Origin of the sequence: Vallitalea longa, from assembly GCF_027923465.1 — a bacterium.
Classification (GTDB): domain Bacteria; phylum Bacillota; class Clostridia; order Lachnospirales; family Vallitaleaceae; genus Vallitalea; species Vallitalea longa.
Window position 1 is genome coordinate 44,828 of the sequence record NZ_BRLB01000011.1, and the last position, 25,876, is coordinate 70,703.

Sequence of the window (25,876 nt, forward strand, 5' to 3'; positions counted from 1 at the left end):
AATTAGTAAAAAAAATACGTTATTTTTTACAAAACATTATATATTTTGACTTAATAGAATTTCTATATGATTTTCTTGTTTTTTCTATAATCCATAGGCGTGATCCCTATGCTTTTCTTGAACACTTGGTAGAAATAAGCATAGTCTTTATATCCAACCAGTACAGCAATTTCGTTAAGCCTTAATTTAGGATCTCTCAAAAGCTTCTTGGATGCACTTAGTCTAGTGTCCAGTACAATCTCACTGAAGTTTTTGTTGGTCTCTTTTTTCATGAGTCTACTTAAATAACTGGGATTAATACACAAATGGTTACTTAAGATATCCAAAGAGATGTTCTTATTGTAATTTTGTTTAATATATACAATAGCTGATTGAATTATAGGAGAATAATCGTTATTATCTTTTTCAGTAAGTCTCTTCAATACATCAAAAACATAATTTTCTGCTTTGTCCATGTTCTCAATCATATCGATGTCTTCTATTATATTGCTTACAGAAAATCCATCCTGCATTTTATCATTTTTGCTCACATAGAATCTTACAATGGTAATACACACTTCTGTTATCAATGACCTGGCTAGATCTACATTGTTATTGCAGTATTTGGATATTTCATTGAATAGTTGTGATAATTTTTTCTTCACTTTATCTGTGGAATTGGAATCACTGCATTCTTCTAATACATTATAAAAAGAATCTAAATCATGGATAATGGAAAATTTGTAGTATCGGTCGTTTTTAGAACCATCTTCAAAGCTTATTTTATCTTTACTCGTAAAGAATTGATTTTCAGCTACATGCAGAGCATTCATATATGACTGGCTTAATTGGTCGATCTTACTATAATAGGAACTGACTCCTATATATACGTAAACATATTCCCAATTCTTGATATAATCCAGAAAAGAATGGCAAATATTCTTTAGAATCTCTCTTGTTGAATACTCTTTGAGTTTTTTTGTAAAAAAAACTATCAAAACTACATTATCATCTATTACAGTAGTCCTGATTCTGTAATTATGGTGTTTGTTGGTCTTGTTGAAATAATCCAGTAAATATTTCTTATTAATTACCGTATGTTCCAATTTACAAAGTTGTTTTATAACTATAGCAGAAAAGCCCTTAGTCTTTTTAGGTATGACTTCAATGATTTTCTCTAGATCATTGTTGCCTCCATTGCCTTTTATGAAGCTAGTCAAAAGGTTATTTTGAACAAGTTGTTTGGATTGCTTGAAGTAGTCATCCAGCATTTGTCTTTCTTGTTCCCTTAATACTTGAAGCTGTTCTGCTTCTTTTTCCTTATCAATTACCTCAACTGTTTTTTTTACTATTGAAATAACTTCTTCATTTCGTATTGGCTTCGCTATATAATCTACTACACCCAATCTAAAAGCATTTTTAACATGCGTGAAATCTTGATAAGCTGATATGATTATTATTTTTATATCATAACCCATATCCTTTATCTTCTCAGCAAAAGTCAACCCATCCATTTCAGGCATATTTATATCCAATAGAATAATGTCCAATTCATTGTTCTCTAGATATTGAAAAACCGAAATCACCTCAGATGCAGTCAACACTACATTACATTTTAGTTCATCCCACCGGATACTCTGTTTAATAGATTCTTGAATCAATGGTTCATCATCAACTATCGCTAATTTGTACACCATTCTCATCTCCCTCTTCTATACTTGTAATATAAGGCATAATTATCTCAACCTTGGTATAATCATTATCATAAGTTAACTTAGCTCCGTAGTTTTTTCCATACAAGAACTTCAATCTCTTATCAATACTTTTTAGCCCTATCTTAGTGTTCTTCCATGTCCCTTTTTCTATTTTATCAACAAGTTCTTTATGTTTTTCTATTCCTCTTCCATTATCCAAGACTTGAAGACATAGATTGTCCTCTTTCAAGAAACATTTGATTATGATTACACCTTTTGTAGTTATCTTATCTATACCATGTTTTATGGCATTCTCAACTATAGGCTGTAGAATGAAGCGTGGTACTCTAGCACCTAATAGTATTTCATCGATCTCTTTTCTGACTTCGAACTTATTGTTTCTCATAAGCATCTTGAGTCCTAGAAATTTATCAATATAATCAAGTTCATCTTCCAAAAAAATATATACCCTGTCATCTTGTAGGGAATCCCTTAATAATTCAGCTAACAAGCAAGTCACTTCACTAATGGAATTATTCCCTTGTATCTTAGCCATACTATTAATCCCTTCAAGTACGTTATAGATGAAGTGAGGATTAATCTTAGCCCGTAATGCAGAGTATTCAAACTCTATGGCTTGTCTCTGTGCTTTTTCCTTCGACAATTGTTCAAGATATACTTCATTGATGAGTGCTTGGATTTCAGATGTCATATGATTGAATTCATCTGCAATCATACCCACTTCATCATTGGTTTTTATGTTTATCTTAGTGGTAAAATCTCCTTTTGATAATTGTTTTATCTTCTGAATCAATATACCCATATTTCTGGTTATACCTCTGCTGAACCCTAACGCAAATAATAGTGCAGCCAGTAGAACGAAGAGACTAGCCCATAAAATGGTTTTCAATAATTTATATGAACTCTCTGATATGACTTTTGCCGGAATGATGTTCATTACTCGTATATACCCTTTTGGAGATGCAAGAGTGTTAAATATATATTGTTTTCCCTCATGTTGATAAGAACGCTGCACTATGCCATTTATATTATAATTATCTTTTATGAAATCCAGTTGACCGTTCGCTGATTCATTGGTACTTGATAATAAGTTGTTTCTTTCATCAAGCAGTACGATTTCCCATTCACCCTTAGCCGTTGCCCTGTTCAATTGATTAAGGAAATAATCTTGTCTCAATTCAAAAGCCACATATCCAATGAATCTGGAATTATTGATATCTATCATTGGTTTTACAATAGCGAATGAATCTTCATCTATCCTTCTAAGAACAGTATATTTCTCTAATTTATCATTTAATATATCATTCAATTCTTCCTTGCTGGTACCGTAATTGGAATAGCTCTGATAATAGACATTATGATCTAAGTCCATGATCATCATAGATTCCAGATACATATTCGAAGCCAAGATACTGGCACATCGTTTATTGAACTCACGCAGTTTCACATCATCTTTATTACTACTCAAAGACATGAGATCATTGAAAACATTGTATTGCAACAGCTTGGAATCTTTCAATGCATTGAACAGATCCGAATTCAGGTCTTCTATCTTGCTTTCCACATTTTTACTTAATTCTATCAAATATTTATCAGAGTATGAGAGAAGGTCTTTTTCCAGACCTTCAGAAGTAATTTCATAATTGACTAATCCAACAGCCAATATGACAAATATGATAATGATGATATATGATATTAACAACTTTTCTCTAATCATAGTTTTTCTAAACACCTGCTCCCACCTCTTCAATTGATTCTATAGGTCCTTATAGATGAAATAATCAAAATCTGCCCATTTCTTACGTTTATACATATCTTGAACAGATAACCCAACAAACGAGCCAGTAAAACCTTTTGCATGTTCGTCGGATAGAACCAGATAATCCAACTTGGGACCAATTTCTATCCAATCATTATTTCCAAATGAGTAATAATATTGTAACACGGTTTGTTCTATTTCACATTTCAAAAATATACCATTTTTTACATTTAATACCTTTACTCTAGAATCCAGATACTCTTTTTTATGCCCATCAATAGAAGCCATTATTCCTAGTACCATACTTCCCAATGATTCACTATAATATAAGCGTAGATAATAGAAACTGTTATTATTATAGTAGTTGGTTAACCCGGCCATCTGTAAGAAGTTATCCGGTTCAAAGTACATATGTGTTTCAGCAGTAAAATTAAATGATTTTACTCTTTTGGCTACAAGACTTTGGTCATATCTGGAAAACATAGTCTGACGGCCCCTTATACTCAAGAAACTGTCTTTTTCCAGACTGAGCCATGATTTGGATATTGGTTCTCTTAATGTATAGTAATCCATATCCAGCTTGGTACTGTCAAAATGGTCCGTATCACTTCCAGTCATCCATTTATGTTCTGTAAGATTAGGTTCTACAACGAATCTCTTAGCAAGATTATCTTCTGAATCCAACTTTATCCAATCATCATCTGTCCATATGCATTTCTGAATCGCAGTTTCTCTTCCTAATACAGAACATAATTCTCCAATGGGTCTGGAACATAGATGGGACATATATACTTCCCCTGTCTGAGTCTCAACTATATTTCCATGACCTGATTTCTGTAGATAGCTATCAGGATTATAATGATGTGGCTTAGCGGAATTTTCTATACCACGTTCATTAAAATCAACAGGCTGTGATGTGATTATAGGATTATGTTCATAACTCTCATATGGACCTAAAACATTAGTTGAACGTAATATAGCTACACAATGTCCGTATCCTGTTCCCCCTTCAGCGGTAATGAGATAATAGTATTTCCCTCTTTTATATAACTGAGGTCCTTCAAGGCAACCTCTGTCAGTACCGCCACGTGAGATTACTCTACTGCCTCCGACCAAAGTCTTGGTAATAGGATTGTATTCTTCAATAACTATTGCACCAGGATGTTCATAGCCTTCACGAAAATCCCATTCCAGATTAACAACCCATTTTCTTCCATCATCATCATGAAACATTGCAGGATCGAATCCAGAACTATTAAGATATACAGGTTCCGACCATTCCTTTTCTATATCCTCTGTCTCAATAACATAATTATCAACATCAAAATTGTTATTCATGGCTCCTGATACAACAGAAAAGCACAAATAGAACTTCTTCGTACTTTCATCGTAGGATAATGCCGGTGCCCATATGCCTAATGCGGAATCAATGCCTTTTAGATTGACTTGTGAAGTTTTTTTGACAGCGTGATTCACTAACTTCCAGTTCTTCAAGTCTTTTGATTTGTATATAGGAATTCCGGGAAACCATTCGAATGTAGACGTTGCTATATAATAGATATCACCAACACATATAATACTTGGATCAGGATTAAAACCTGGTAGTATAGGATTTTCAATCATAATTATACCTCTCTCTCGTAATATATTAATAATATAATTATACAAAGTAAATACTACGAAAAACATGTTAGTTTTTTACATAACATTTAATATTTTTATTTTTGTGGTGAAAATATTATACTACAAACAAATATAATATAGAATATTTTTATTTGATTTGTATATATTTACTATATTGATACAACATGACAAAAAAAAGAACCATTCACTATAAAATGATTCCTTAGATTTGTAACATTCCACAATATTATTTCAACTTAATTACCAATAAATGCTTTTATCTATAATATATTCATCCATATAACATATATCCAGTGAGCTGAAATACCTGCTGCCAGCCCTCCAAAAGTGTGGCTAATGATTGCTTTTCCTGTTAACTTTCTACATTTTAGGCTATCCATCATTGCTACATGAGTACTCAAATAACCACTCCAACACATTCCCATAGCTGTGAAAACAGCTATATCATTACCTCCCGCAAGTCCTTGCTTTACTAACTTTGGCACTAATCCTATAGCTGCACCAACTGAACCCAATGAAGTTATTGGGACTGAAACAGCTTCATATGAACTGAATCCAAACATTGGATATAATATGAAATCCAATTTATCTGCTAAATATGTAAATAAACCTACACCTTCACCTGGTCCACCGGTATATACTCCTGCTACTGAAGGACCATTTGTTAACATCATGACTATAGAACAAATGATAAGCACTCCTGGAATAATAGAAAGCCCCAAATCGACACCTGATTTCCCCCCCTCAAGCAATGATTCAAGAAGCCTAGAACCCACATTTCCTTCCCTTATTTCACGGCATTTTAGAATGTTAAAAGATTTGTCACTGACTCCATCTGCCATTTCTTCTACGCCGTATTCTTTTTTTGTAAAATAAAGCATAATACGTACACTTACGATACTTCCAATAACTGCTCCAATATTACCTATTAGAGCAGGAGCAACAAAACTTTCTCCTACAGGAGATTTCTGTGCTATCATAAAAGATGTCACAACAAGTCCCATTCCAAATGCTGTACCTATATTAGTAAGTGCAGGTAATTGATACTTCTTAAAATACCTTCGAAATCCCTTATCATTAGCTAAAGTAATAATAGCAGGATTATCTGATAAATATGTAGTTACAACTCCTAATATTGCTGCACCTGGCATCTTATACAATGGCTTCATCAGAAACGATAAAAGCCTATTAAGAATTGAAATGATTCCAAATTCTGATAAGACAGAGCCAAATGCTCCAGCTAATACTGTTATGCCCATAATAAAAAATACTGTGTTAATAAGTAAATCATGAGCTGTGCTTATTAAAGTGTTGAACATATTGACAACACCCATTATACTGCACAGATAAGTAAAAAAAACTCCAATAATTAATATTGCTACAAGTCCTTCTACACTTATTGCCTTTTTAATATTTTTGTTGTTCTCCACATTTCTATCCCCCTAAATAAAGTTTATTACATCCTCATTATATGTAGATTATGTCCGCGAGTCAAATACTTTTTTAGGGCTTTTTATCATTTTTAATGCTTTTTGTTTTCGCTTCAAAAACATCAGTACTTTATTAGATTTATACAGATTATATCATGCAAATTAATATTTAGTAGATTACTTTAACTTTATAAAACAAATTCATATAAAATAACAGTCTAATAAAATTATCTATGACACTATTAATTCGTCACAAAATAAACCTCTAATTATTATCATTATACAAGTTTATATATTGAATATGTTTTATTATAAATGTATTTATCTATCAATAAAACTCATGTATTCATAATAGACTCATCTTACTATTTCCCCACAACTTATTGATAGAAAAATTACTATATTAACATGAGTTAATATAGTCTGCATCACATATTTATAACGTTCATTGGTTTACCATCCAAAAATGATTTTACATTATTAACCGCAATATCCATAAGTCTTTGTCTACTCTCTTTTGGCGCCCAAGATATATGAGGAGTTATAAGACAATTCTTTGCTTCCAACAAAGGATTATTCCCTTTAATTGGTTCTGTTGATACCGTATCGACTCCAGCTGCATACACTTTGCCAGAATTAAGTGCATCACATAAATCTTCTTCTACAATTAACTGTCCTCTAGAATTGTTTATTATAATTACTCCGTCTTTCATTTTACTTATAGATTCTTTATTAATCATACCTTCTGTCTCAGGGAATAATGGACAATGCAATGCTATAACATCAGATTCAATATATAGTTCATCCAAATCTGTATACTTCATGGTCTCACATTCCAAATCTGTATTTTTATTAGTATCATAAGCAAGAACGTTCATTCCTAATGCCTGTGCTAATTTTCCAGTTGTCTGACCTATACGTCCATAACCTATTATTCCCATAGTCTTTCCAGCAAGTTCAATAAGAGGATAATCCCAGAAACAAAAATCTTCACATTTTTCCCATTTTCCTGATTTTACAGCTTCTGAGTGATGACCTATATGGTGACATATTTCTAACAATAAAGCTATTGCATACTGACCAACAGCATCCGTACCATAAGTCGGTATATTACATACAGGTATATTTTTGTCCTTAGCAACCTTGTAATCCACTACATTATATCCAGTTGCCAATACCCCGATATATCTAATGTTGGTACATACATCTAGTACGGTTTTGTTAATGGATGTTTTATTAGTTATGATAATTTCTGCATTGCCAATTCTTTTAATTATTTCCTCATTATCTTCTATTGAAGTTCTATCATATACTGTTAGTTCTCCTAATTTCTTTAGTTTTTCCCAGCTAAGGTCTCCTGGATTTTCTGTATATCCATCTAAAACAACTATTTTCATATAATTCATCCTCCTATAACTTGATTCTATATATCTAATATATATAATTTCAAATTAATTATCAACTATTCTTTTCTTAAAAACACCTACTAACAATACCTAACAAATATAACTTATTATAATATTAAATAAAAATGTTTAATTTACCATAAAAATCATCAAACTATATAATAGGGCTAAAAATAGTAATATACAATTAGCAACATATTTTTAAATAACAAAAGGAGAGATTTATATGGCTACACTATTATATATCACAGTTAATTCTAAGCCAGAAGAGTTATCAACCAGTAAAACAGTCGGTCGAATTTTTATTAATAAGTATAAAGAGTTCTATCCAGATGATACTATAGAAGAATTAGACCTATACGAAGCAAATATTCCAAGAATCAATTATAAAATATTTACTTCAAGAGCTACTATTGTTAGTGGTGAAGAATATGATAAACTTACTGATGAAGAAAAAGGTCAAGTTAACCAAATAAACACTCTATGTGACCAATTCTTAAGAGCAGACAAATATGTTATTGCTGCGCCAATGTGGAGTATATTCTTCCCATCTATGTTGAAACAATATTTGGACTGTATCATACAAGATAAAAAAGTCATCAACATTGATTCAGTTAATAACAAGGTATCTGGATTGCTAGGCGATAAAAAAAGAAAAATGATCTATATCCAATCGTCAGGAGCCAAAATACCATTCTTCATATCTCCTATTATGAATCACGGACCTAATTATTTACACGATATATTTAAATTTTTGGGAATCAAAAAATTCGATAAGATTCTTGTAGACGGGGTAGACGATGATTCTGTTGGGAAAGAACAAGCTATACAGAATGCTACTGAAGATATTAATGATATGATGGAATTTTTCTAGATAAACATTATTTAAGCGCTGTAAATACAAGTATAAACTTGACTTACAGCGCTTATTATTTTATTTTTTCTCTATACCTTTATCAACGAATTTTATCTTACCCTCTTTTAGCAATCTACCAACTGCTCTTTTGAAGGCATTTTTACTCATATTCAATTCTGATTTTATTTTATCTGGAGAACTCTTATCATTAAGATTTAGTTTACCATTATTCTCATTTAATTTATCTAAGATTTTTTTGGAATCGGAGTTCATTTGTATATATGCCTTTTGCCTTACACTAATATTGAGTTTACCATCTTCTCTAACTTTGGTCACTCTTCCTTCAATCATATCTCCACATTTAATATTGTTGAATAATTCATTTTGAGGAATTAATCCATTGTACTTGTTATCAACAGCTACAAAAGCACCCATTCCCTCTTTCACACTAATAACTATACCTTTTACTGTATCTTCTTTCTTGTAAGGCGAATCACTAGATAAATGTTTGTATACATCCATAGTAGCACATAGTCTATCGCTTTTATCAATATATAATGATACTAAATATTCATTATTAAGGTGAATCTTATCTGTCTGCTCTCTAAATGGTAGAAATAAATCTCTCTCTAGTCCCCAGTCCAAAAAAGCACCAATCTTGGTTTGTTGAACTACTCTTAATGCAACTAAATCACCAAGCATAAGCTTAGGTTTTCTAGTTGTTGCTATTGGTCTATCTTTTGAATCTTTGTATACAAAAACCTCAAGCTGATTTCCAACTTTAATACCTTCGGGTACCTGCTTTTTTGGTAAAAGTATTTCTTCTTTTTGTTTGTCTTTTTTCTCTTCTAAATAATGATCGGTAATAAAACCTTTATTTTCTTTTGGCTCGTCGCTATCCGTTAAGAATATTCCTATAGGGGATAATCTTTTCACTGTTAACAACTGCATTTTCCCTAATTTTATCATAAGTCACCTGCTTCATTTGTCTTTCTTAATGTTCTACTTTAACTCAATTAGCTTTACAAAATAATTATATTTTATATTATACTAAAGGTAAGAACACTAGTTATTATATTATCATTAACACTATTGTATCATTTTATAACAATAAAAGATATATTATCTATACATATCTTTTAGACTCTTGGATATTTCTTCATCTTCTATATATTCGTCAAAAGTTACTTTCTTATCAAAAACACCCTTTGGTGTTATTTCAATAACTCTATCAGCAATGGTTTGTATGAACTTATGGTCATGGGACGTAAATAGTAAAGTACCAGAAAAAGCAATAAGTCCATTATTAACTGCTTGAATCGATTCAAGGTCAAGATGGTTAGTAGGTTCATCTAACATCATTACATTAGCACCTGATAACATTAACTTGGAAAACATACATCTTACCTTTTCTCCACCCGATAGTACCTTTGCCATTTTTAATGGTTCATCTCCAGAAAATAACATTTTCCCTAGGAACCCTCTAATAAATGATTCTGCCTTTTCCTCTGAAAATTGTCTTAACCAATCTATTAAATTAGTATCAACATCATTAAAATATTTTGAATTATCTTTAGGAAGACAATCTCTCTTTGTAGTGACACCCCATTTATACGTTCCTTCGTCTGGTTCCATTTCACCCATCAATATCTTAAATAACGTTGTTCTTGCAATTTCATTCTTTCCAAGTATGACAATCTTGTCCCCTTTTCCAACAGTAAAAGTAACATTATTAAGTACTTTAATTCCATCAATTGTTTTACTTAATCCCTCTACCATCAAGATATCTTTTCCTGCTTCTCTTTCTGGATTGAACCCAACAAATGGATATCTTCTAGAAGATGGTTGAATATCATCAATAGTTATTTTATCAAGTAATTTTTTCCTTGATGTAGCTTGTTTTGCCTTAGATGCATTTGAACTAAATCTAGCTATGAAAGACTGTAATTCTTTTATCTTCTCTTCTTTCTTTTTGTTCTGGTCATTGATAAGTTTTAATGCAAGTTGACTTGATTCATACCAGAAATCATAGTTTCCGACAAATAATTTAGCTTTACCAAAGTCGATGTCTAACATATTGGTACACACTTTATTAAGAAAGTGTCTATCATGTGAAACTACTATAACCGTTTTTTCATAATTGATAAGAAACTCTTCCAACCATGCAATAGCTTTAAAATCAATATGGTTAGTAGGCTCATCAAGTAATAGGATATCAGGTTCTCCGAATAATGCTTGAGCTAATAAAACCTTGACCTTTTCACTACCTTTTAATTCTTTCATTGTTTTGTAATGAAGATCTTTTTCTATTCCAAGTCCCATTAATAGTCTTTCAGCATTAGTATCAGCTTCCCAGCCATCTAATTCTGCGAATTCAGCTTCTAATTCTGAAGCCTGTTTTCCATCTTCCTCACTGAAATCTTCTTTCATATAGAGTGCATCTTTTTCTATTCTTATATCATAAAGTCTTTTATGCCCCATCACAACAGTATCCAATACAACACATTCATCAAATTCGAAGTGATCTTGTTTCAGAACTGCAAGTCTTTCTCCAGGGGTAATACTTACTTCACCCATAGTTGGCTCTATCTCTCCAGATAATATTTTTAAAAAGGTGGATTTTCCAGCACCATTAGCTCCTATCACCCCATAGCAATTACCTGGTGTAAATTTTACATTGACATCCTTAAAAAGTTTTTTAGTTCCAAATTGTAGTTCTAGTCCAGTAACTGTAATCAATTATATTCTCCTTCCAGTATTTACATGTAAAAAGCGTGCTAAGCACGCTTATTGATTTATTATATTATACACTGTTTTATAAGAAAAAGAAATATATATTTATACCATTTTTATTTCTTATATTGTTTGACCTTCCCTATAGATATATTACCTTCTTCATCAAATGTGTATTCTAGTGTATATTCTTTTGAAGAATTTTCCTCTTCAATATTGTAGCCAATAGTATTTTTATCCCATGATGTCAGAAATATAGCCTCACGCTCCTCAAAGCTAACTACACTGATTTCTTTCTTTTCTAAACAATCATAGATAAATATACCATATTTATTATTTCCTTCACCAAAAAGCATCTCATCCATAGCTTGAGTATATATCAGATACCTATCGTTTATCCAACCATAGTTGTCTACACCCCATAATTCAACAAATAGATTCTCTTGAGTCTCATCATATATTTTTATTCTATTTCCAGTATACATCGAAAAAGCATTCAATAATAACATATTTCCATCAGGTGACTTTTCACCGTATTCATCAACAAGTTCACCTTTCAACTCATCATATTCTTTTAACCTTTCTAGTTCACAATTATAAACCAGATCTTCTTCCAATAAGATTTCTATACCTCTATTTTTAAGTTCATCCTTCATCTTAGTTATCTTATGAGCATCAGTAGGAAGTGATATTTCATCTGTTATATTCCCAATAAAATTACCATAGATTGTAACTTTCATATTGTTATCTGCTACATCTAAACTCGCAACGACACCTCTACTATCATAATCATAAAAAATTAGTCCCGATTCACCTGCTGTATAATCATAATCATCCCATATCATATTGGTAAATTCATCTGTCATACCTGTTTTTTCATAAGCCATAATTGCTTTTTCTATACTTGTTTCATCATAATCTATTCTTGAATAGAATGATATTTCTTGTAGCTTATCTTTCCCTATGAAAAACATATAGAAATCTTCACATTTATACCCTATCAAACCAACTTCTTCATTAATAAAATGAGGAGCATCATACATTGATATAATATCTTCAAATGATGAATTCATATCAATATCACCTATTATTTTATCCTTATATTCATCATTAAATATCAAACTATATATATGGTTATAATTTTCATTACTGGTAAATTGAACTTTTAAACCTTCATTATTATATGTTCTGTAAAACATGACTGTACCTCCAGCACATAAATCAGTAGGTCTGGATATAATATTATCATAATCACCCAATAAAGAATCTAAACACTCTTTACTCCAATTATTCTGTGATAAAGTATTTATGATAGTATTACTGTCTGTTATTTTTATTGGTTCAATAAAGTATAGTTCCATATCATCATTCGGATTATCCATATCCCTCGTTTCGTTTTCTTTGTCTATAGTAGGAATTTCAGCCTTTGTGGATTCTTTTGTTTGCTTACTGTCATTAATTTCATATATCTTATAGCCTCCTATTATTACACCTATAATTATAACAATTATTAGCAATGTTTTTTTCATTAGTACACTCCACCTTTATTATCGCTTAATTACTTAAAATAGTAATATCAATAACATCATAATTATATACCAAAGATTTTTTTATGTCTATAATAATATATATCCAAACATTATGGTGTTATTTATTGATTTACACACAATTATTATCAATATTACAATTAATCAATGTCATTATAATATTTTTTTTAGTATTTTTCCATAATATATCAATTCTACTAACTTTTAATATTATAGTTTATTAAATGCTATAGATATTAGAAATAATTTATTGTTATTTTTGGTTAATATTTTTTGTTAATTTATTAACAAAATCATTGACTTTTTTTTAATTTTTGTTAATATATATATGAACATACTACTATTGATTATAATGATTAACTTGATTATAAAAACTTATAGTAATCTATTCTTAATTTCGTTAAAATGTTATAAAATCAATATTTATATATTTTAAAATTTAGTTTAACAATGAAATTTTTTCTTAATTAGTATAATAAAATTTGTAAGTTTCAAATAATTAATTTCACAAAAGGAGTGGTTAAAATGTTAACAATTAATATTTGTATAGGTAGTGCGTGCCATCTAAAAGGATCATATTCGGTCATTTCAAAGCTCCAAGAATTAGTTAAAGATCAATCATTAGAAGATAAAGTTGAGATAAAAGGTGCATTCTGTTTAGGAAGATGTACTCAAGCTGTATCTGTAAAAGTTGATGATAACATTTATTCTGTTAGTCCTTCTACTACAGAAGATTTTTTCAACAATGAAATATTAACTAAATTATAATCAAGGCAAGGAGGCTTTTGCTATGAAAATAATGGATTTTTTACCTGCTAACTGTAAAAATTGTTATAAATGTGTAAGAAACTGCCATGTAAAAGCAATTAAAATAGTTGATGATCAAGCCCAAATTATGGAAGATCATTGTATTGGATGTGGACAATGTTTTGTAGTCTGTCCCCAGAACGCTAGAAATATAAAAAGTGATTTAAACAAAATAAAAAATTCTATGCAAAGCACTAAGAAAATGATTGTTACACTAGCACCCTCTTATAGCGGTATATATAAAAAACCAAAGAAACTAATAGCTGCTCTACGTGCACTTGGTTTCGAAATTATTGAGGAAACTGCCATAGGCGCAGAAATAGTTAGTGATCTCTATAAAGAATATATGGATAACCACAATGACAAAAAAAATCTTATTACTTCTTGTTGTCCTTCAGTTAATTTACTAATTCAACGATATTACCCTGAATTATTACCTTATCTGCTACCTGTGGTTTCTCCTATGATAGCTCACAGTATACTACTGAAAGAAAAATATGGACAGAACTCATTTATAACATTTGTTGGTCCATGTATTTCCAAAAGATGTGAAGCTTTTGGATATCAAGAAACAGGTGATATAGATGCTATACTTTCTTTTGAGGAATTAGATACTTGGTTAGCAGAAGAAGGCATAAAACTTAATGATCTGGAAGATGCATATTTAGATTCATCCGCTTCGTCTTATGGACAAAGATACCCCTTAGAAGGCGGTATTTTAAAAGGTATTGAAGATGACATTACAGCCAATGGATATCGTTCTGTAAGTGTTTCAGGTATTGAAGACTGTAAAGACTTATTTGAAACTTTAACTACCGATAATATAGAAAATCTATTTATTGAAGCAAATATATGTGCTAATGGCTGTATTAACGGTCCTGCCGTAAGTAAGGACAGTGAAAATGTATATATAAGACAACTTCATGTTGATGATTATTTAGAAGATAAAGAATCTGAAGATTATACATTAAATAATAGAAGAGTATATAACAGAGTTTTCACTAATAAAAAAGTTACTAAAAAAATAGCTACAGAAGAAGAAATCACTGAAATATTAAAATCCATTGGGAAATACGATAAATCAGATGAACTTAATTGTGGTGCTTGTGGATACAATACATGTCGTGAAAAAGCTCAAGCTGTTTTCGAAGGTATGTCCCAACCTGAAATGTGTATACCTTATATGAGAAGCAAAGCAGAAAAACTCTCTAATTTAATATTTGAAAGCACACCTAATATCATCTTGTTGCTAGATGAAAACCTTAATATTATTGATGTGAATCCAGCTTGCGAAAGCGCATTTTTGATTAATTCAAATTTATCAAAAGGTAATGCTCTATCCACATATTTAGATGATAGCGATTTCAGACAAGTAATGGAAACGAAACAAAATATCGTTAACAAAAGAGTCCATTTCAAAAATTATAATATAACTGTAAATGAAACCATATTATTTCTACCTAAACAGAATTTAATAATGGCTATACTATATGACGTTTCAAAATTGGAAAAGAAAAACAAAGAGCTTATTCATCTTAAGAAAAACACTTTAGAAGCTGCTGATAATGTAATTGTAAAACAAATGCGTGTTGCTCAGGAAATAGCTAGTCTTTTAGGTGAAACCACCGCTGAAACAAAAATCACTTTAATGAAATTACAACAAGTCGTTTTAGGCGAGGAAGGTGTTACTAAGTGAAATATTTTATTGATATTTTTCATAATAGCATCAATAAATATGGAGAACAGCTCTGTGGAGATAAAGTAGAAATAATACGTACAGATAATAGTGTTATAGCTGTCCTATCTGACGGTTTAGGCAGTGGTGTAAAAGCTAATATATTAGCTACACTAACTGCCAAAATAGCAGCGACAATGTTAAAAGAAGGAGCAAGTATTACTGATACAGTTGACACTATCGTTAATACCCTTCCTGAGTGTCAAGTAAGGAAACTTGCATACTCTACCTTCACTATAATCAAAATTGAGGATTCCGGTGAAGTCTATTTAGCAGAGTATGACAACCCTCCTATATTTATATATCGTAATGGAAAAGATTTGGCACTCAATAAACGGAAACTAGATATTAATGGCAAAACCATTTTGGAAAGTAATTTTAAATTAATGGTTGGAGATAATATCTCAGTTATAAGTGATGGTGCAGTACACGCAGGTGTCGGAGCGCTTCTTAACCTTGGCTGGCAATGGGATAATATTAATGATTATCTACGTGATTTATCAAAAGTAGAAAAAACATCACGAAATATTAGTGGTAATTTTATTGGAGTCTGCAATAATCTTTACGAAGATCATCCAGGTGATGATACGACTATAATGAATATCAGGGTTCGAGAAAAAGAGAATATCGATTTATTTACAGGCCCTCCTGAAGATAAAGATATGGATAAATGGGTTATAAATAAATTCACAAAAAGTACTGGTAAGAAAGTGATCTGCGGTGGAACAACCGCAAACATAGCAGCTAGAGAATTACACAAAGAAATTAATGTTGACATAGATACGATGTCAAAGGATGTCCCTCCTATGGCTTATATGGATGGTATTGATCTAGTTACCGAGGGAGTTCTTACTCTAAAACAAACACTTGAACTACTCAGAACTTACTCGAAAGAAGATTTTACTACCAAGGCTGCTTACCTTAATGATAATAACGGAGCCAGCAGACTTGCCAACTTCTTAATAAATGAATGTACCCATGTACATTTCTGGGTAGGTAAAGCTGTTAATCCAGCTCATCAAAATCCTAATTTCCCTACTAGTCTTAACATCAAGCTTAAGATTGTAGGAGAACTAGCACATGTACTTGAAAATATAGGTAAAGAAGTAACTATAACCTATGTATAGATACCGTATAGAACTTAATATATATACTGTTTCACAACTAGGAGGAAAACAATGAGAAAATTTGAAAACAATGTGCAATTGTTAAAATATAAAGTATTAAAAGAAGTAGCTTCATCTGCACTAAACAATTCATTAGAAAAAGATATACTAGATATACCAAATAGAATTATACCTGGTCCTAAGCCAGATACTAGATGTTGTATATATAAAGAAAGAGCAATAATAACAGAGAGAGTCAAATTAGCTCTAGGTGGAACCCCTGATAATACTAATACAATTCAAGTATTGGATATCGCTTGTGACAGTTGTCCAATACAGAAATATTCTGTTACGGAAGCCTGTAGAGGATGTATTGCACATAAATGTAAGGAAGCCTGCCCATTTGATGCGATTGAATTTTCTGGACAAAAAGCTCATATAGATACCGATAAATGTAAAGAATGTGGTAGATGTGCTAAAGCATGTCCTTATAATGCCATCATTGAAGTTCAAAGACCATGTGTAAAAGCTTGCAAAGCAGATGCTATAAGCATTGATCCTGATACAAAAAAAGCTTCTATTAACTATGATAACTGCATAAGCTGTGGTGCTTGTGTATATCAATGTCCATTTGGAGCTATTATGGATAGATCTTCTATCGTAGACGTAATTAGACTGATTCAAGAATCTAACAATAACCAAAATTATAAAGTCTATGCTATGATTGCACCTGCTATATCAAGTCAGTTTACATATGCAAAAATTGAACAAGTGATAACCGGAATCAAAAAACTTGGATTTCATAATGTTGTTGAAGTGGCACTTGGAGCAGATATAATTGCATATTACGAAAGTACTCAAGTAGCACAAGAATTAGAAGAAAAGGAATGGATGACAACTTCTTGCTGTCCAGCTTTTGTTACTTATATCAAGAAAAATTATCCTGAACTTATTGAACATATATCTACTGCGGTATCCCCTATGATAGCTACCTCACAGCTAATTAAACATACTGACAAAACTGCCAAAACAATTTTTATAGGTCCTTGTACTGCTAAGAAATCAGAAATCAATGAACCGGACTTGAAAGGTGAAGTCGATTATGTTCTTACATTTGAAGAATTACAGGCATTGTTTGATGCTCATGGTATAAATGTTGAAGAATGTGAGGAAGGTATTCTTGACAATGCTTCATATTTTGGAAGGATATTCGCTAGATCAGGAGGCGTTACAGATGCCATTAAACATGTTGTTGAAACCAATAATCTAGACGTAGATATTAAGCCTATCATATGTGATGGACTTACAGAATGTTCTAAGAATCTAAAACTTGCGAAATTTAATCGTTTACAAGGTAATTTTCTTGAAGGTATGGCTTGCGAAGGTGGATGTATATGTGGTCCTACTTCACTGTCACATGGTGCTAAAGATAAAAAAGAAGTGGATAAATACGGTAAATTAGCTGTAGAAACTTCTGTTAATGACGCTATCAGAATCTTTAATATTGATTCACTTAACTTGAACAGAGAAGTCAAGGAATAAATACACTAGTAACTAAATTTATATATATTTTTACTATGTCTATATGATGATTATTTAATGCCCCTTTTCCTAATCATTGTATAGGCATATTATATTTTCTCAATTCTATCCTACTCTTCTTTATCTTTACATTCATTACATACACCCTGCATTACAAATGTTAACTTATCAACATGCACACCATATAGTTCTTCAGTATAATTTCTCAGTTTAATAATATCAACCCCAAGCTTAGGATCATTGCAATCAAATACTCTCTTACATTTTTTACACTTAAAATGGATATGCATACATTTCTCACTAAAAGCCCTTAATTCATAATAATTAACTTTATCAATCATTATTTCATTAATTATATTTGCTTTAGTCAACAATTCTACAGTTCTATATACTGTTGCAAAACCAATACCAGTATGTTTTAGTAAATCATATATATCCTCTACTCTAACATGATCTTTTTGGTTCAAAAAGACTTCTAGAACCGCTCTTCTTCTAGAGGTTAGTTTTATATCTTTTTCGTTTAATAATTTTTCTATCATCAATATCTTATTTTCCATAATATCACCTATATATTAATAATTTTAATCAATAGTTCATACTAATAATGGATAGCAAAGACTTTTATCTATTAGATTAACGTAGAGTGAGGAGAATATATTTCTACCTTTGCTATCCATATATATTGAATCAACTTTCCTATTGATTTGTTATTAGTTCTATTTTAACATATAAATTTTTAATTCCTTATATTTATTTTAGATATAATTAATCTTCACATTCTTGATCATGATATGAATGGTCATGACAAACACTACCTGTAGAACTAAGCTTACCATCTACATATGTTTTGATAACATCGCCAATTTGACCTGAAGCTCCAACAACTACTTCTATATTATTTTCTCCAAAAAGTTGTTGAGCTGTTGAACCCATTCCTCCAGCTATTATAACATTAACATTTTTTTCTCCAAGAAACTTAGGTAAGAATCCTGGACGATGACCTGGATTAGGTAAAAATGAATCACCCTTGATCTCATTATTTTCTACGTCATACACTTGGAAACCTTCACAATATCCAAAATGTCCTGACACTGCATTACCTTCTTTTGCTATAGCTATCTTCATATAAAAATCCTCCTTGATTATTCTATTAATTTTATATTGTAATTATAAATAACTATTTACTGTTTTCCATATTTTTTTGATTTCTTTTCCTGCTATACTATCATCATATACAACAATAGGTTTTAATTCGTTTATTGATTTTTCAACTGTTGAATCAAATGGTATCTTTCCAATCAAGTCAATGTTTTTATCCTTACAGAAATCAACTATGTCAGCTGTTACATCTTCATTAATATCATATTTATTAATACATACTAATGGTTTGATCTCAAAATATTCTACTACCGAAAGTACTCTCTTGAAATCATTAAGTCCTGATTGACTTGGTTCAACTATCATCAAAGCCATATCACAACCAGTTACTGATGCCAATACAGCACATCCAACTCCTGGAGTACCATCTAATAAATAGAAATCATCTTTAGTGCCGTAATCAAGTGCATTTTTCCTGACGTCAGTTACAAGTTTACCTGAACCTTCAGCACCTACAATCATTTGAGCTCTTGACAATATACCTGTACTTGATTTAGTTATAATAGTATCACCTGTAACTTCATCTTCCATAGTAATTGCATTATTAGGACATACTACTGTACATGCTGCACATCCTTCACATTTTAGTTCAGCGACTACACCATCTTTTATAGCGTCATATCTACACATATCTTCACAAGCTCTACATAGAGTACACTTATCCTTATCAACATGTGCTACCTTAGCACCTAAATATGGTTCACTTTTAATATCTTCGCCGCCTAATACAATATGAAGATTAGAAGCATCCACATCACAATCACATTTTATACTGTTTTCACTAAGATAGGCAAATGATGCTGCAACAGTAGTTTTACCAGTTCCACCTTTTCCACTTATTATTACAAGCTGCATCCTATAGCCTCCTCAATGTTGTGGGTTATGTCAGTGAACAGCTTTTTATATTTATCATCATTTATCAGAAGTTCACCTTTAGAATACATAACTGCAATATTCCTATCAAAAGGAATAGTTCCAACAATATTAATATTTTCATCTTTCAAGTACCTAGAAGTGGTATTATCTTCTTGTGACAACCTATTTATAACGACTCCAAAAGGTATATCCATCTTACGTACTAATTCTACTGCAATTTTCAGATCATGTAAACCAAATTCTGTAGGTTCAGTAACTAATACTGCATAATCAACACCTAATAAAGGTTTTACTACATTACATGAACTACCAGGAGAACAATCTAAAATTGTAGTCTTGTCATCTATCATACTCTTTAGCTTACTTATAATAGGTCCTGCCATTGGTTCAGTAACATTAAGTGTACCACCTAGACATTCCATATCTCCATTATAGCCTACTTCTATCTTACCAATGGGTCTATCTTTCTCGGTAATAGCCATAGTAGGACACACTGCTCTACAAGCTCCACATCCATGGCATAATTTTTCAAAAAGAATAACCTTATTAGTATGGACTAGCGCATTGAACTGACATATATCTATACATTTCTTACAGTGTGTACATTTATCTTCATCAACATAAGGAACAGGAATGCTGACTTCTTGACTTTTAATACCTTCTGGTTTTAGAAAGATGAATCCATTAGGTTCTTCAACATCACAATCAATATATCTTACATTAATCAATTTAGCAAGATTAGTGGATACAGTTGTCTTACCAGTACCGCCCTTGCCACTTAGAACTGCGATCTGCATAACAAATTCCTCTTTTTCTCATAATATTTATAGTTAAATTATCTGATACCCATATGTGATGCACCTGGTTTACTGATACTAATTAATTTACCTTCATTATAGTAATCTACTTGTTCTTTTACTTTATCTCCTAATATTTTATATATCTTAATATTACCTGATTCCAGCACTCTCATGGCGTTAGGTCCTACATTACCTGTTATGACAACTTCTACACCGTTATCAACTACTTGTTGCGCAGCTTTTAATCCTGCACCTTGAGCTTCCTTAGCTCCATCATTAGCTACAAATTCATATTCTTTAGTAGCGTCATCATAGATTGCATAGAATGGACATCTTCCAAACCTGCCATCTGTCATACCGTTAATATTGTCTACTGTACTTGATATACATATTTTCATTTTTCTTAACTCCTTCCATTTCCTATTATAATGGTAATCTTATACGAATAACAATTCCATTAATTATTTTATTCTTCCTCTCTATTATATACCCATTATTGGCAAATGCCAATAACTTTTTTCGAAATTTTATAATTTAATGCATTAAATCATATTTAAATTGACAACTAACAGCATAGTGTTACACTACATGTATAAAAAATAAATTCAAATGAAACGTTTGCTATAATCATTAGTCATATATATGGAGGTGAAATGGTGATTGATTTTGAAGAAATATACAAACAATATTTTATCCATGTATATAAATATGTATTATCTCTATGTAGAAATGAAACAATAGCAGAAGAAGTTACTCAAGAGACTTTTTTTAAAGCCATGCAGAATATTAACAAATTCAATGGTAAATGCAAATTATATGTATGGCTATGCCAAATAGCAAAAAATACATATTTTACTTTATACCAGAAGCAGAAAAAAATTATACCTGATTCAGAAATATCTTATGATACTCCTTTTGATTTAGAGAAAAGCTATCTTGATAAAGAAACCTTAAGAAATTTACACAATTTACTTCATAATCTGAAAGAACCATATAAAGAAATATTTACTTTAAGAATTTTTGTTGAGTTACCATTTTCTCAGATAGGAGAACTATTCAATAAATCAGATAGTTGGGCACGACTTATTTTTTATCGAGCAAAAAAACAATTACAGGAGGGGTTAAAATGAAAATAGATTGTGAAATAATAAAAGATTTATTACCATTATACATTGATGGTATTTGCAGCGACAAAAGCAAGGAATTAATTGAAGAACATATTAAAGTATGTGATGATTGTAATAACGAACTTCAATTAATACAAAAAAAATTACCTTTGAATCTTATTGAACTAAATCTGAATGAAGCTGAAGCTGTAAAAAAAATTTCTAAGGAATGGAAAAAAGGAATGGCCAAATCTTTGCTTCAAGGAATATTCATCACTGCTATTTTTGCACTTATATTATTTCTTTTTCTCGGAATAAAAGTTGTTCCAAATTAAGATTATATTTAATCAGACATTTGTCCTAGTCTATTTGTTACGAGATAAGTATAATGATATAATATAACTGAATAAACTAAACGGTTTATTCATAAGACTAACATATATGAGTAGCAACTACTTATTATGTTAAAAAATTTATATTGTAAAGGAGAAAATTTATGAGTATACCAACACCACATATTGAATGTAAAGATAAAAATCTAATAGCTAAAACTGTTTTAATGCCAGGTGACCCTTTACGTGCTAAATTTATTGCAGATACTTATCTTACAGATGTTGTACAATTTAATCATGTTCGTAATATGTTCGGATTCACTGGAAATTATAAAGGTAAACGTATTTCTGTTATGGGTTCAGGCATGGGTATGCCAAGTATAGGTATCTATTCTTATGAATTATTTAATTTCTATGATGTAGAAAATATCATTCGTATAGGTTCATGCGGTGCTTACACAAAAGACTTGAAATTATATGATGTACTTCTAGTAGAAGAATCTTGGTCTCAATCAACATATGCAAAAGTTCAGAATGGTTATGACAAAGATGTTATAGAATCATCAAAAGAGCTTAATGAACAGATTGAAAATTACGCAAAAGAACTTAACATTCCTATTGTTAAAGGACGTATACATTCTTCAGACGTATTCTATAACGGCGATTTTGACGCATATAAAAAATATAGAGATGAATATGGTTGTCTTGCTGCAGAAATGGAATCATTCGCTTTATTCGCTAACGCAAAAGTATCTGACAAAAAAGCTTCATGTATCTTAACTGTTTCAGATAATATTGAAACAAAAGAAGAAACTAGCAGTGAAGAACGTCAGAATGCTTTCACTAAGATGATGGAGATTGCTTTACAATTTGCTGAATAATTAGGTCGCAAAGTATTTGATACGATAAAATTTTTATTACAGATATTTATATAGGACTATATCATAATATATATTGTTTATTATGATATGGTCTTTATTTATTTTAACTTTATACACCTTTATTTTACAGAAAATTATAAGTATAAAAGAGATTTATGCCTTAGATATTTATTGAAATCTTTAGTTAAATTTGATACACTCATTATATTATATATAGCACTTCAAAATACATAGTTTAATTTAATTCGACGATAGTCCTATATATAAATAATATCTAAAATCCATAGATATAAGAAATTTATTCGAAAGGAGTTGAATATATAGTGAAAAATGGACTTCAAATCAAAAGGGTGGTAAGTGTTTAGAAACAAGACATTTTCCACCTATAATTGAAAGGTGGAATTATTTAGTGTTTTTAAAATTGGAAAAAGAAGATTACTATAAAGTCAAAAAATTATATAGCCACATGAATTATTATCTAGAAATCATTTCAACAATCGAAAAAAAAAGTGGTCTAATATTTGTTGATGATGAAAAGAACCCACAAACAGCATGTATATATAATAATCAACATAATTTCTATATAACTGGTAAAGCAACCAACAAGACCTTTAATGAAAATCTATCCAAATATATTTTGAATGATATATGTAGCTCCATGGTTGAGACAGATTGTTTGGACTTTTATATACATTTTAGCGATATGGATTCATGGGAAGAGGAAATCAAAAATATATTTGGACAACATTATGTTAGTAGAATTAATTGGAGATATTATCAATTTGATACAGAAAGATCTAATATTAAAGTTGAGTTACCAGAAGGATACTTATTAAAGAAAATTGATGCTGAATTATTAAACCGAAAAGATTTAAAGAATATCGAGAAAATCATTGAATGGACTTCAACTGAGGGATGGTTAAATCAAGAAGATTTTTTGAATAATGGTTTTGGTTTTTGCATTATAACAGGTCAAAATATAGTAAGCTGGTGTTTAGCGGATTATGTAATAAGCAACAGATGTGAAATAGGAATTGAAACCGACGAAGACTATAGACGTAAAGGATTTGCTTCAATAGTAGTATCTGCATGTGTGAAACACTGTTTATCTATAGGGATCGACCATATAGGGTGGCGTTGTTTTGAATCCAATATAGGCTCTCGTAAAACAGCTGAAAAAGTTGGGTTTAAGTTATTAAAGAATTTTGCTCCTTTTTTTGGTTGGTTTAATAGTTTTGATAATTACTTAGTTCATGCATACGATAATTATTGTAATGCAAATTATAAACAGTCTTCAAAATTATATGAAAAAGCCTTTGAACTAATAGAGATTAATAGTGAAAAAGTTAATATTTCTAGAATATGTAATAATAATAATAAATTTTGGTTTTATTTCAATGCTGCAAGAGCATATGCTCATTGTAATAACATTGATTTATCCATAAGTAAGTTAAGACAGTCATTTAAAACGGGATTATCAAAAGATATGGTACTACAAGATAATACATTTAAAATACTTAATGATATAACAGAATTTACAGAACTTATTAATAAAAATAGATAATAACTTATTAATTCATTATATCAATCATATGGACTATTATTATTAAGTATTAATAGACCATATGATTTTTTTAAGAATTCTTAGATTGCAGAAAAATATTTTTTAGATATTCAATAAACATTTTAATATGTTAATTACCTTATACATGAATTTTTATATCTATTTAATTATTTTAAACTGGAATAAATACCCAAGCACCAGGACTCCATGGACTAACAAAAAAATTAGTCTTCAACCATAGAGTACTCTGAAATAATAAATGCTCTAAATCAAACCATGCATAAGAAGTAATAGTTTTTTCAGCTTGATACCAATCACACATCCTGCCGAAACCATCATAATTCCTTGTTACTTTTGCACATCTTATAAAAACTTTATTGGTAGTAGGTGATTTGATAAGCTGTGCTACACCACCATCTGGTGAACTATCCAGACTAACCCAACCCCAACCATTACCATTAATGAAATCAAAATATTCATCATCACCAGCGAACTTGAAACGAACATCATAACCTGATGATATGCTTTCACCTACAGTATCTTTACCTTTATAAAATACTTGTATAGGATCACCTAATCCATTAGTAGATAATGCAGGATAATCAGTAAACCAATAACTTTCCTTTTTGATACCCCTGCTATAATTTTTTTCGATATCATTATCTACAGAAAGATGACCACCTGCAGGTACTAAATAATACTTTTTACCAGTTAACAAAGGATTACCTTCACTATCCAGTATAAATGATGTAGATGATGGTTCTGCATTCACTTGTGAAGAAAAAGCTGTTATAAACAACGAAATGAACATTAACAAAAACACTAATAAAGAATTACTTAATTTTCTCATATGATGTATGCTCCTTGTCTAATATTTTGTAATTTATTACTTCTTATACA

23 protein-coding genes are annotated in these 25,876 nt (G+C 30.6%); 9 read left to right on the forward strand and 14 right to left on the reverse strand.

Annotated elements, in window-relative coordinates:
• Nucleotides 1–62: 62 nt before the first annotated feature.
• The 5 genes from QMG30_RS16015 to QMG30_RS16035 all read right to left on the reverse strand — a co-directional run bounded on the left by QMG30_RS16015 (nucleotide 63) and on the right by QMG30_RS16035 (nucleotide 7,924).
• Nucleotides 63–1,676, reverse strand: coding sequence for a response regulator (locus QMG30_RS16015; RefSeq protein WP_281817114.1), 1,614 nt, complete (start codon nucleotides 1,674–1,676; stop codon nucleotides 63–65).
• Nucleotides 1,651–3,426, reverse strand: coding sequence for a sensor histidine kinase (locus QMG30_RS16020; RefSeq protein ID WP_281817115.1), 1,776 nt, complete (start codon nucleotides 3,424–3,426; stop codon nucleotides 1,651–1,653). The genes QMG30_RS16015 and QMG30_RS16020 overlap by 26 nt, the downstream gene beginning before the upstream one ends.
• Nucleotides 3,427–3,450: 24 nt before the next feature.
• Nucleotides 3,451–5,076 carry a glycoside hydrolase family 43 protein gene (locus QMG30_RS16025; protein WP_281817117.1) on the reverse strand — a complete coding sequence of 542 codons (1,626 nt, stop codon included), beginning with the start codon at nucleotides 5,074–5,076 and terminating at the stop codon, nucleotides 3,451–3,453.
• Nucleotides 5,077–5,357: 281 nt separating this feature from the next.
• The gene (locus QMG30_RS16030; protein ID WP_281817120.1) at nucleotides 5,358–6,527 is read right to left on the reverse strand and encodes a CD0519/CD1768 family membrane protein; all 1,170 of its coding nucleotides are present in this window, start codon (nucleotides 6,525–6,527) and stop codon (nucleotides 5,358–5,360) included.
• Nucleotides 6,528–6,955: 428 nt separating this feature from the next.
• On the reverse strand, nucleotides 6,956–7,924 hold the full coding sequence (locus QMG30_RS16035) for a D-2-hydroxyacid dehydrogenase (RefSeq protein ID WP_281817121.1): 969 nt from the start codon (nucleotides 7,922–7,924) through the stop codon (nucleotides 6,956–6,958).
• 235 nt (nucleotides 7,925–8,159) lie between these two features.
• Here QMG30_RS16035 and QMG30_RS16040 point away from each other — a divergent pair, with 235 nt between their 5' ends.
• Nucleotides 8,160–8,807 carry an FMN-dependent NADH-azoreductase gene (locus tag QMG30_RS16040; protein ID WP_281817123.1) on the forward strand — a complete coding sequence of 216 codons (648 nt, stop codon included), beginning with the start codon at nucleotides 8,160–8,162 and terminating at the stop codon, nucleotides 8,805–8,807.
• A gap of 60 nt (nucleotides 8,808–8,867) precedes the next feature.
• Here the strand turns inward: QMG30_RS16040 and QMG30_RS16045 are convergent, their stop codons facing one another.
• From QMG30_RS16045 to QMG30_RS16055, 3 genes are all read right to left on the reverse strand, one after another.
• Entirely contained in the window at nucleotides 8,868–9,758 is an 891-nt protein-coding gene (locus QMG30_RS16045) for a CvfB family protein (RefSeq protein WP_281817125.1), read from the reverse strand.
• Between the two features lie 153 nt (nucleotides 9,759–9,911).
• Entirely contained in the window at nucleotides 9,912–11,528 is a 1,617-nt protein-coding gene (locus tag QMG30_RS16050; protein ID WP_281817127.1) for an ABC-F family ATP-binding cassette domain-containing protein, read from the reverse strand.
• A 110-nt stretch (nucleotides 11,529–11,638) separates the two neighbouring features.
• Complete coding sequence (locus QMG30_RS16055; protein WP_281817128.1) at nucleotides 11,639–13,051, reverse strand: hypothetical protein; 1,413 nt, start codon at nucleotides 13,049–13,051, stop codon at nucleotides 11,639–11,641.
• Nucleotides 13,052–13,585: 534 nt separating this feature from the next.
• Here QMG30_RS16055 and QMG30_RS16060 point away from each other — a divergent pair.
• The 4 genes from QMG30_RS16060 to QMG30_RS16075 are packed head-to-tail and all read left to right on the forward strand — an operon-like array spanning nucleotide 13,586 to nucleotide 18,259.
• Nucleotides 13,586–13,837 (forward strand): (2Fe-2S) ferredoxin domain-containing protein, encoded by a 252-nt coding sequence (locus QMG30_RS16060; protein ID WP_281817130.1) that lies wholly within the window; start codon nucleotides 13,586–13,588, stop codon nucleotides 13,835–13,837.
• A 22-nt stretch (nucleotides 13,838–13,859) separates the two neighbouring features.
• A complete protein-coding gene (locus tag QMG30_RS16065) occupies nucleotides 13,860–15,572 on the forward strand; it encodes a [Fe-Fe] hydrogenase large subunit C-terminal domain-containing protein (protein ID WP_281817132.1) in 1,713 nt (570 codons plus the stop codon).
• Nucleotides 15,569–16,738, forward strand: coding sequence for a SpoIIE family protein phosphatase (locus QMG30_RS16070; protein ID WP_281817134.1), 1,170 nt, complete (start codon nucleotides 15,569–15,571; stop codon nucleotides 16,736–16,738). Before QMG30_RS16065 ends, QMG30_RS16070 begins: the two co-directional genes overlap by 4 nt.
• 51 nt (nucleotides 16,739–16,789) lie before the next feature.
• Nucleotides 16,790–18,259, forward strand: coding sequence for a 4Fe-4S dicluster domain-containing protein (locus QMG30_RS16075; protein WP_281817136.1), 1,470 nt, complete (start codon nucleotides 16,790–16,792; stop codon nucleotides 18,257–18,259).
• A gap of 110 nt (nucleotides 18,260–18,369) precedes the next feature.
• On the opposite strand, the gene QMG30_RS16080 is transcribed toward QMG30_RS16075, so the two are convergent.
• The 5 genes from QMG30_RS16080 to QMG30_RS16100 form a co-directional block, all read right to left on the reverse strand.
• Nucleotides 18,370–18,816, reverse strand: a complete 447-nt coding sequence (locus QMG30_RS16080) for a Fur family transcriptional regulator (protein WP_281817137.1) — start codon at nucleotides 18,814–18,816, stop codon at nucleotides 18,370–18,372.
• Between the two features lie 208 nt (nucleotides 18,817–19,024).
• Entirely contained in the window at nucleotides 19,025–19,384 is a 360-nt protein-coding gene (locus QMG30_RS16085; RefSeq protein WP_281817139.1) for a NifB/NifX family molybdenum-iron cluster-binding protein, read from the reverse strand.
• 42 nt (nucleotides 19,385–19,426) lie between these two features.
• Nucleotides 19,427–20,272: an ATP-binding protein gene (locus QMG30_RS16090; RefSeq protein ID WP_281817141.1), complete on the reverse strand. Its 846-nt coding sequence runs from the start codon at nucleotides 20,270–20,272 to the stop codon at nucleotides 19,427–19,429.
• Nucleotides 20,260–21,090: a nucleotide-binding protein gene (locus QMG30_RS16095; protein WP_281817143.1), complete on the reverse strand. Its 831-nt coding sequence runs from the start codon at nucleotides 21,088–21,090 to the stop codon at nucleotides 20,260–20,262. The genes QMG30_RS16090 and QMG30_RS16095 overlap by 13 nt, the downstream gene beginning before the upstream one ends.
• A gap of 38 nt (nucleotides 21,091–21,128) precedes the next feature.
• Nucleotides 21,129–21,491 (reverse strand): NifB/NifX family molybdenum-iron cluster-binding protein, encoded by a 363-nt coding sequence (locus QMG30_RS16100; RefSeq protein ID WP_281817145.1) that lies wholly within the window; start codon nucleotides 21,489–21,491, stop codon nucleotides 21,129–21,131.
• Between the two features lie 255 nt (nucleotides 21,492–21,746).
• Between QMG30_RS16100 and QMG30_RS16105 the strand changes: the two genes are divergently transcribed.
• The 4 genes from QMG30_RS16105 to QMG30_RS16120 all read left to right on the forward strand — a co-directional run bounded on the left by QMG30_RS16105 (nucleotide 21,747) and on the right by QMG30_RS16120 (nucleotide 24,976).
• Nucleotides 21,747–22,223 (forward strand): RNA polymerase sigma factor, encoded by a 477-nt coding sequence (locus QMG30_RS16105; protein WP_434784563.1) that lies wholly within the window; start codon nucleotides 21,747–21,749, stop codon nucleotides 22,221–22,223.
• The gene (locus QMG30_RS16110) at nucleotides 22,220–22,534 is read left to right on the forward strand and encodes a zf-HC2 domain-containing protein (protein ID WP_281817149.1); all 315 of its coding nucleotides are present in this window, start codon (nucleotides 22,220–22,222) and stop codon (nucleotides 22,532–22,534) included. The genes QMG30_RS16105 and QMG30_RS16110 overlap by 4 nt, the downstream gene beginning before the upstream one ends.
• A 161-nt stretch (nucleotides 22,535–22,695) precedes the next feature.
• Nucleotides 22,696–23,412, forward strand: a complete 717-nt coding sequence (gene deoD / locus QMG30_RS16115) for a purine-nucleoside phosphorylase (protein ID WP_281817151.1) — start codon at nucleotides 22,696–22,698, stop codon at nucleotides 23,410–23,412.
• A gap of 409 nt (nucleotides 23,413–23,821) precedes the next feature.
• Entirely contained in the window at nucleotides 23,822–24,976 is a 1,155-nt protein-coding gene (locus QMG30_RS16120) for a GNAT family N-acetyltransferase (RefSeq protein WP_281817153.1), read from the forward strand.
• A gap of 172 nt (nucleotides 24,977–25,148) precedes the next feature.
• On the opposite strand, the gene QMG30_RS16125 is transcribed toward QMG30_RS16120, so the two are convergent.
• Nucleotides 25,149–25,826, reverse strand: a complete 678-nt coding sequence (locus tag QMG30_RS16125; protein ID WP_281817155.1) for a hypothetical protein — start codon at nucleotides 25,824–25,826, stop codon at nucleotides 25,149–25,151.
• Between the last annotated feature and the right edge of the window lie 50 nt (nucleotides 25,827–25,876).

What these genes read in the sequence shown, in the direction of transcription:
- QMG30_RS16015 (WP_281817114.1), bottom strand. Translation starts at nt 1,676, where the DNA reads ATGGTGTACAAATTAGCGATAGTTGATGATGAACCATTGATTCAAGAA.
- QMG30_RS16025 (WP_281817117.1), bottom strand. Translation starts at nt 5,076, where the DNA reads ATGATTGAAAATCCTATACTACCAGGTTTTAATCCTGATCCAAGTATT.
- QMG30_RS16035 (WP_281817121.1), bottom strand. Translation starts at nt 7,924, where the DNA reads ATGAAAATAGTTGTTTTAGATGGATATACAGAAAATCCAGGAGACCTT.
- QMG30_RS16040 (WP_281817123.1), top strand. Translation starts at nt 8,160, where the DNA reads ATGGCTACACTATTATATATCACAGTTAATTCTAAGCCAGAAGAGTTA.
- QMG30_RS16045 (WP_281817125.1), bottom strand. Translation starts at nt 9,758, where the DNA reads ATGATAAAATTAGGGAAAATGCAGTTGTTAACAGTGAAAAGATTATCC.
- QMG30_RS16055 (WP_281817128.1), bottom strand. Translation starts at nt 13,051, where the DNA reads ATGAAAAAAACATTGCTAATAATTGTTATAATTATAGGTGTAATAATA.
- QMG30_RS16065 (WP_281817132.1), top strand. Translation starts at nt 13,860, where the DNA reads ATGAAAATAATGGATTTTTTACCTGCTAACTGTAAAAATTGTTATAAA.
- QMG30_RS16075 (WP_281817136.1), top strand. Translation starts at nt 16,790, where the DNA reads ATGAGAAAATTTGAAAACAATGTGCAATTGTTAAAATATAAAGTATTA.
- QMG30_RS16080 (WP_281817137.1), bottom strand. Translation starts at nt 18,816, where the DNA reads ATGGAAAATAAGATATTGATGATAGAAAAATTATTAAACGAAAAAGAT.
- QMG30_RS16085 (WP_281817139.1), bottom strand. Translation starts at nt 19,384, where the DNA reads ATGAAGATAGCTATAGCAAAAGAAGGTAATGCAGTGTCAGGACATTTT.
- QMG30_RS16090 (WP_281817141.1), bottom strand. Translation starts at nt 20,272, where the DNA reads ATGCAGCTTGTAATAATAAGTGGAAAAGGTGGAACTGGTAAAACTACT.
- QMG30_RS16095 (WP_281817143.1), bottom strand. Translation starts at nt 21,090, where the DNA reads ATGCAGATCGCAGTTCTAAGTGGCAAGGGCGGTACTGGTAAGACAACT.
- QMG30_RS16100 (WP_281817145.1), bottom strand. Translation starts at nt 21,491, where the DNA reads ATGAAAATATGTATATCAAGTACAGTAGACAATATTAACGGTATGACA.
- QMG30_RS16105 (WP_434784563.1), top strand. Translation starts at nt 21,747, where the DNA reads ATGGTGATTGATTTTGAAGAAATATACAAACAATATTTTATCCATGTA.
- QMG30_RS16110 (WP_281817149.1), top strand. Translation starts at nt 22,220, where the DNA reads ATGAAAATAGATTGTGAAATAATAAAAGATTTATTACCATTATACATT.
- deoD (WP_281817151.1), top strand. Translation starts at nt 22,696, where the DNA reads ATGAGTATACCAACACCACATATTGAATGTAAAGATAAAAATCTAATA.
- QMG30_RS16125 (WP_281817155.1), bottom strand. Translation starts at nt 25,826, where the DNA reads ATGAGAAAATTAAGTAATTCTTTATTAGTGTTTTTGTTAATGTTCATT.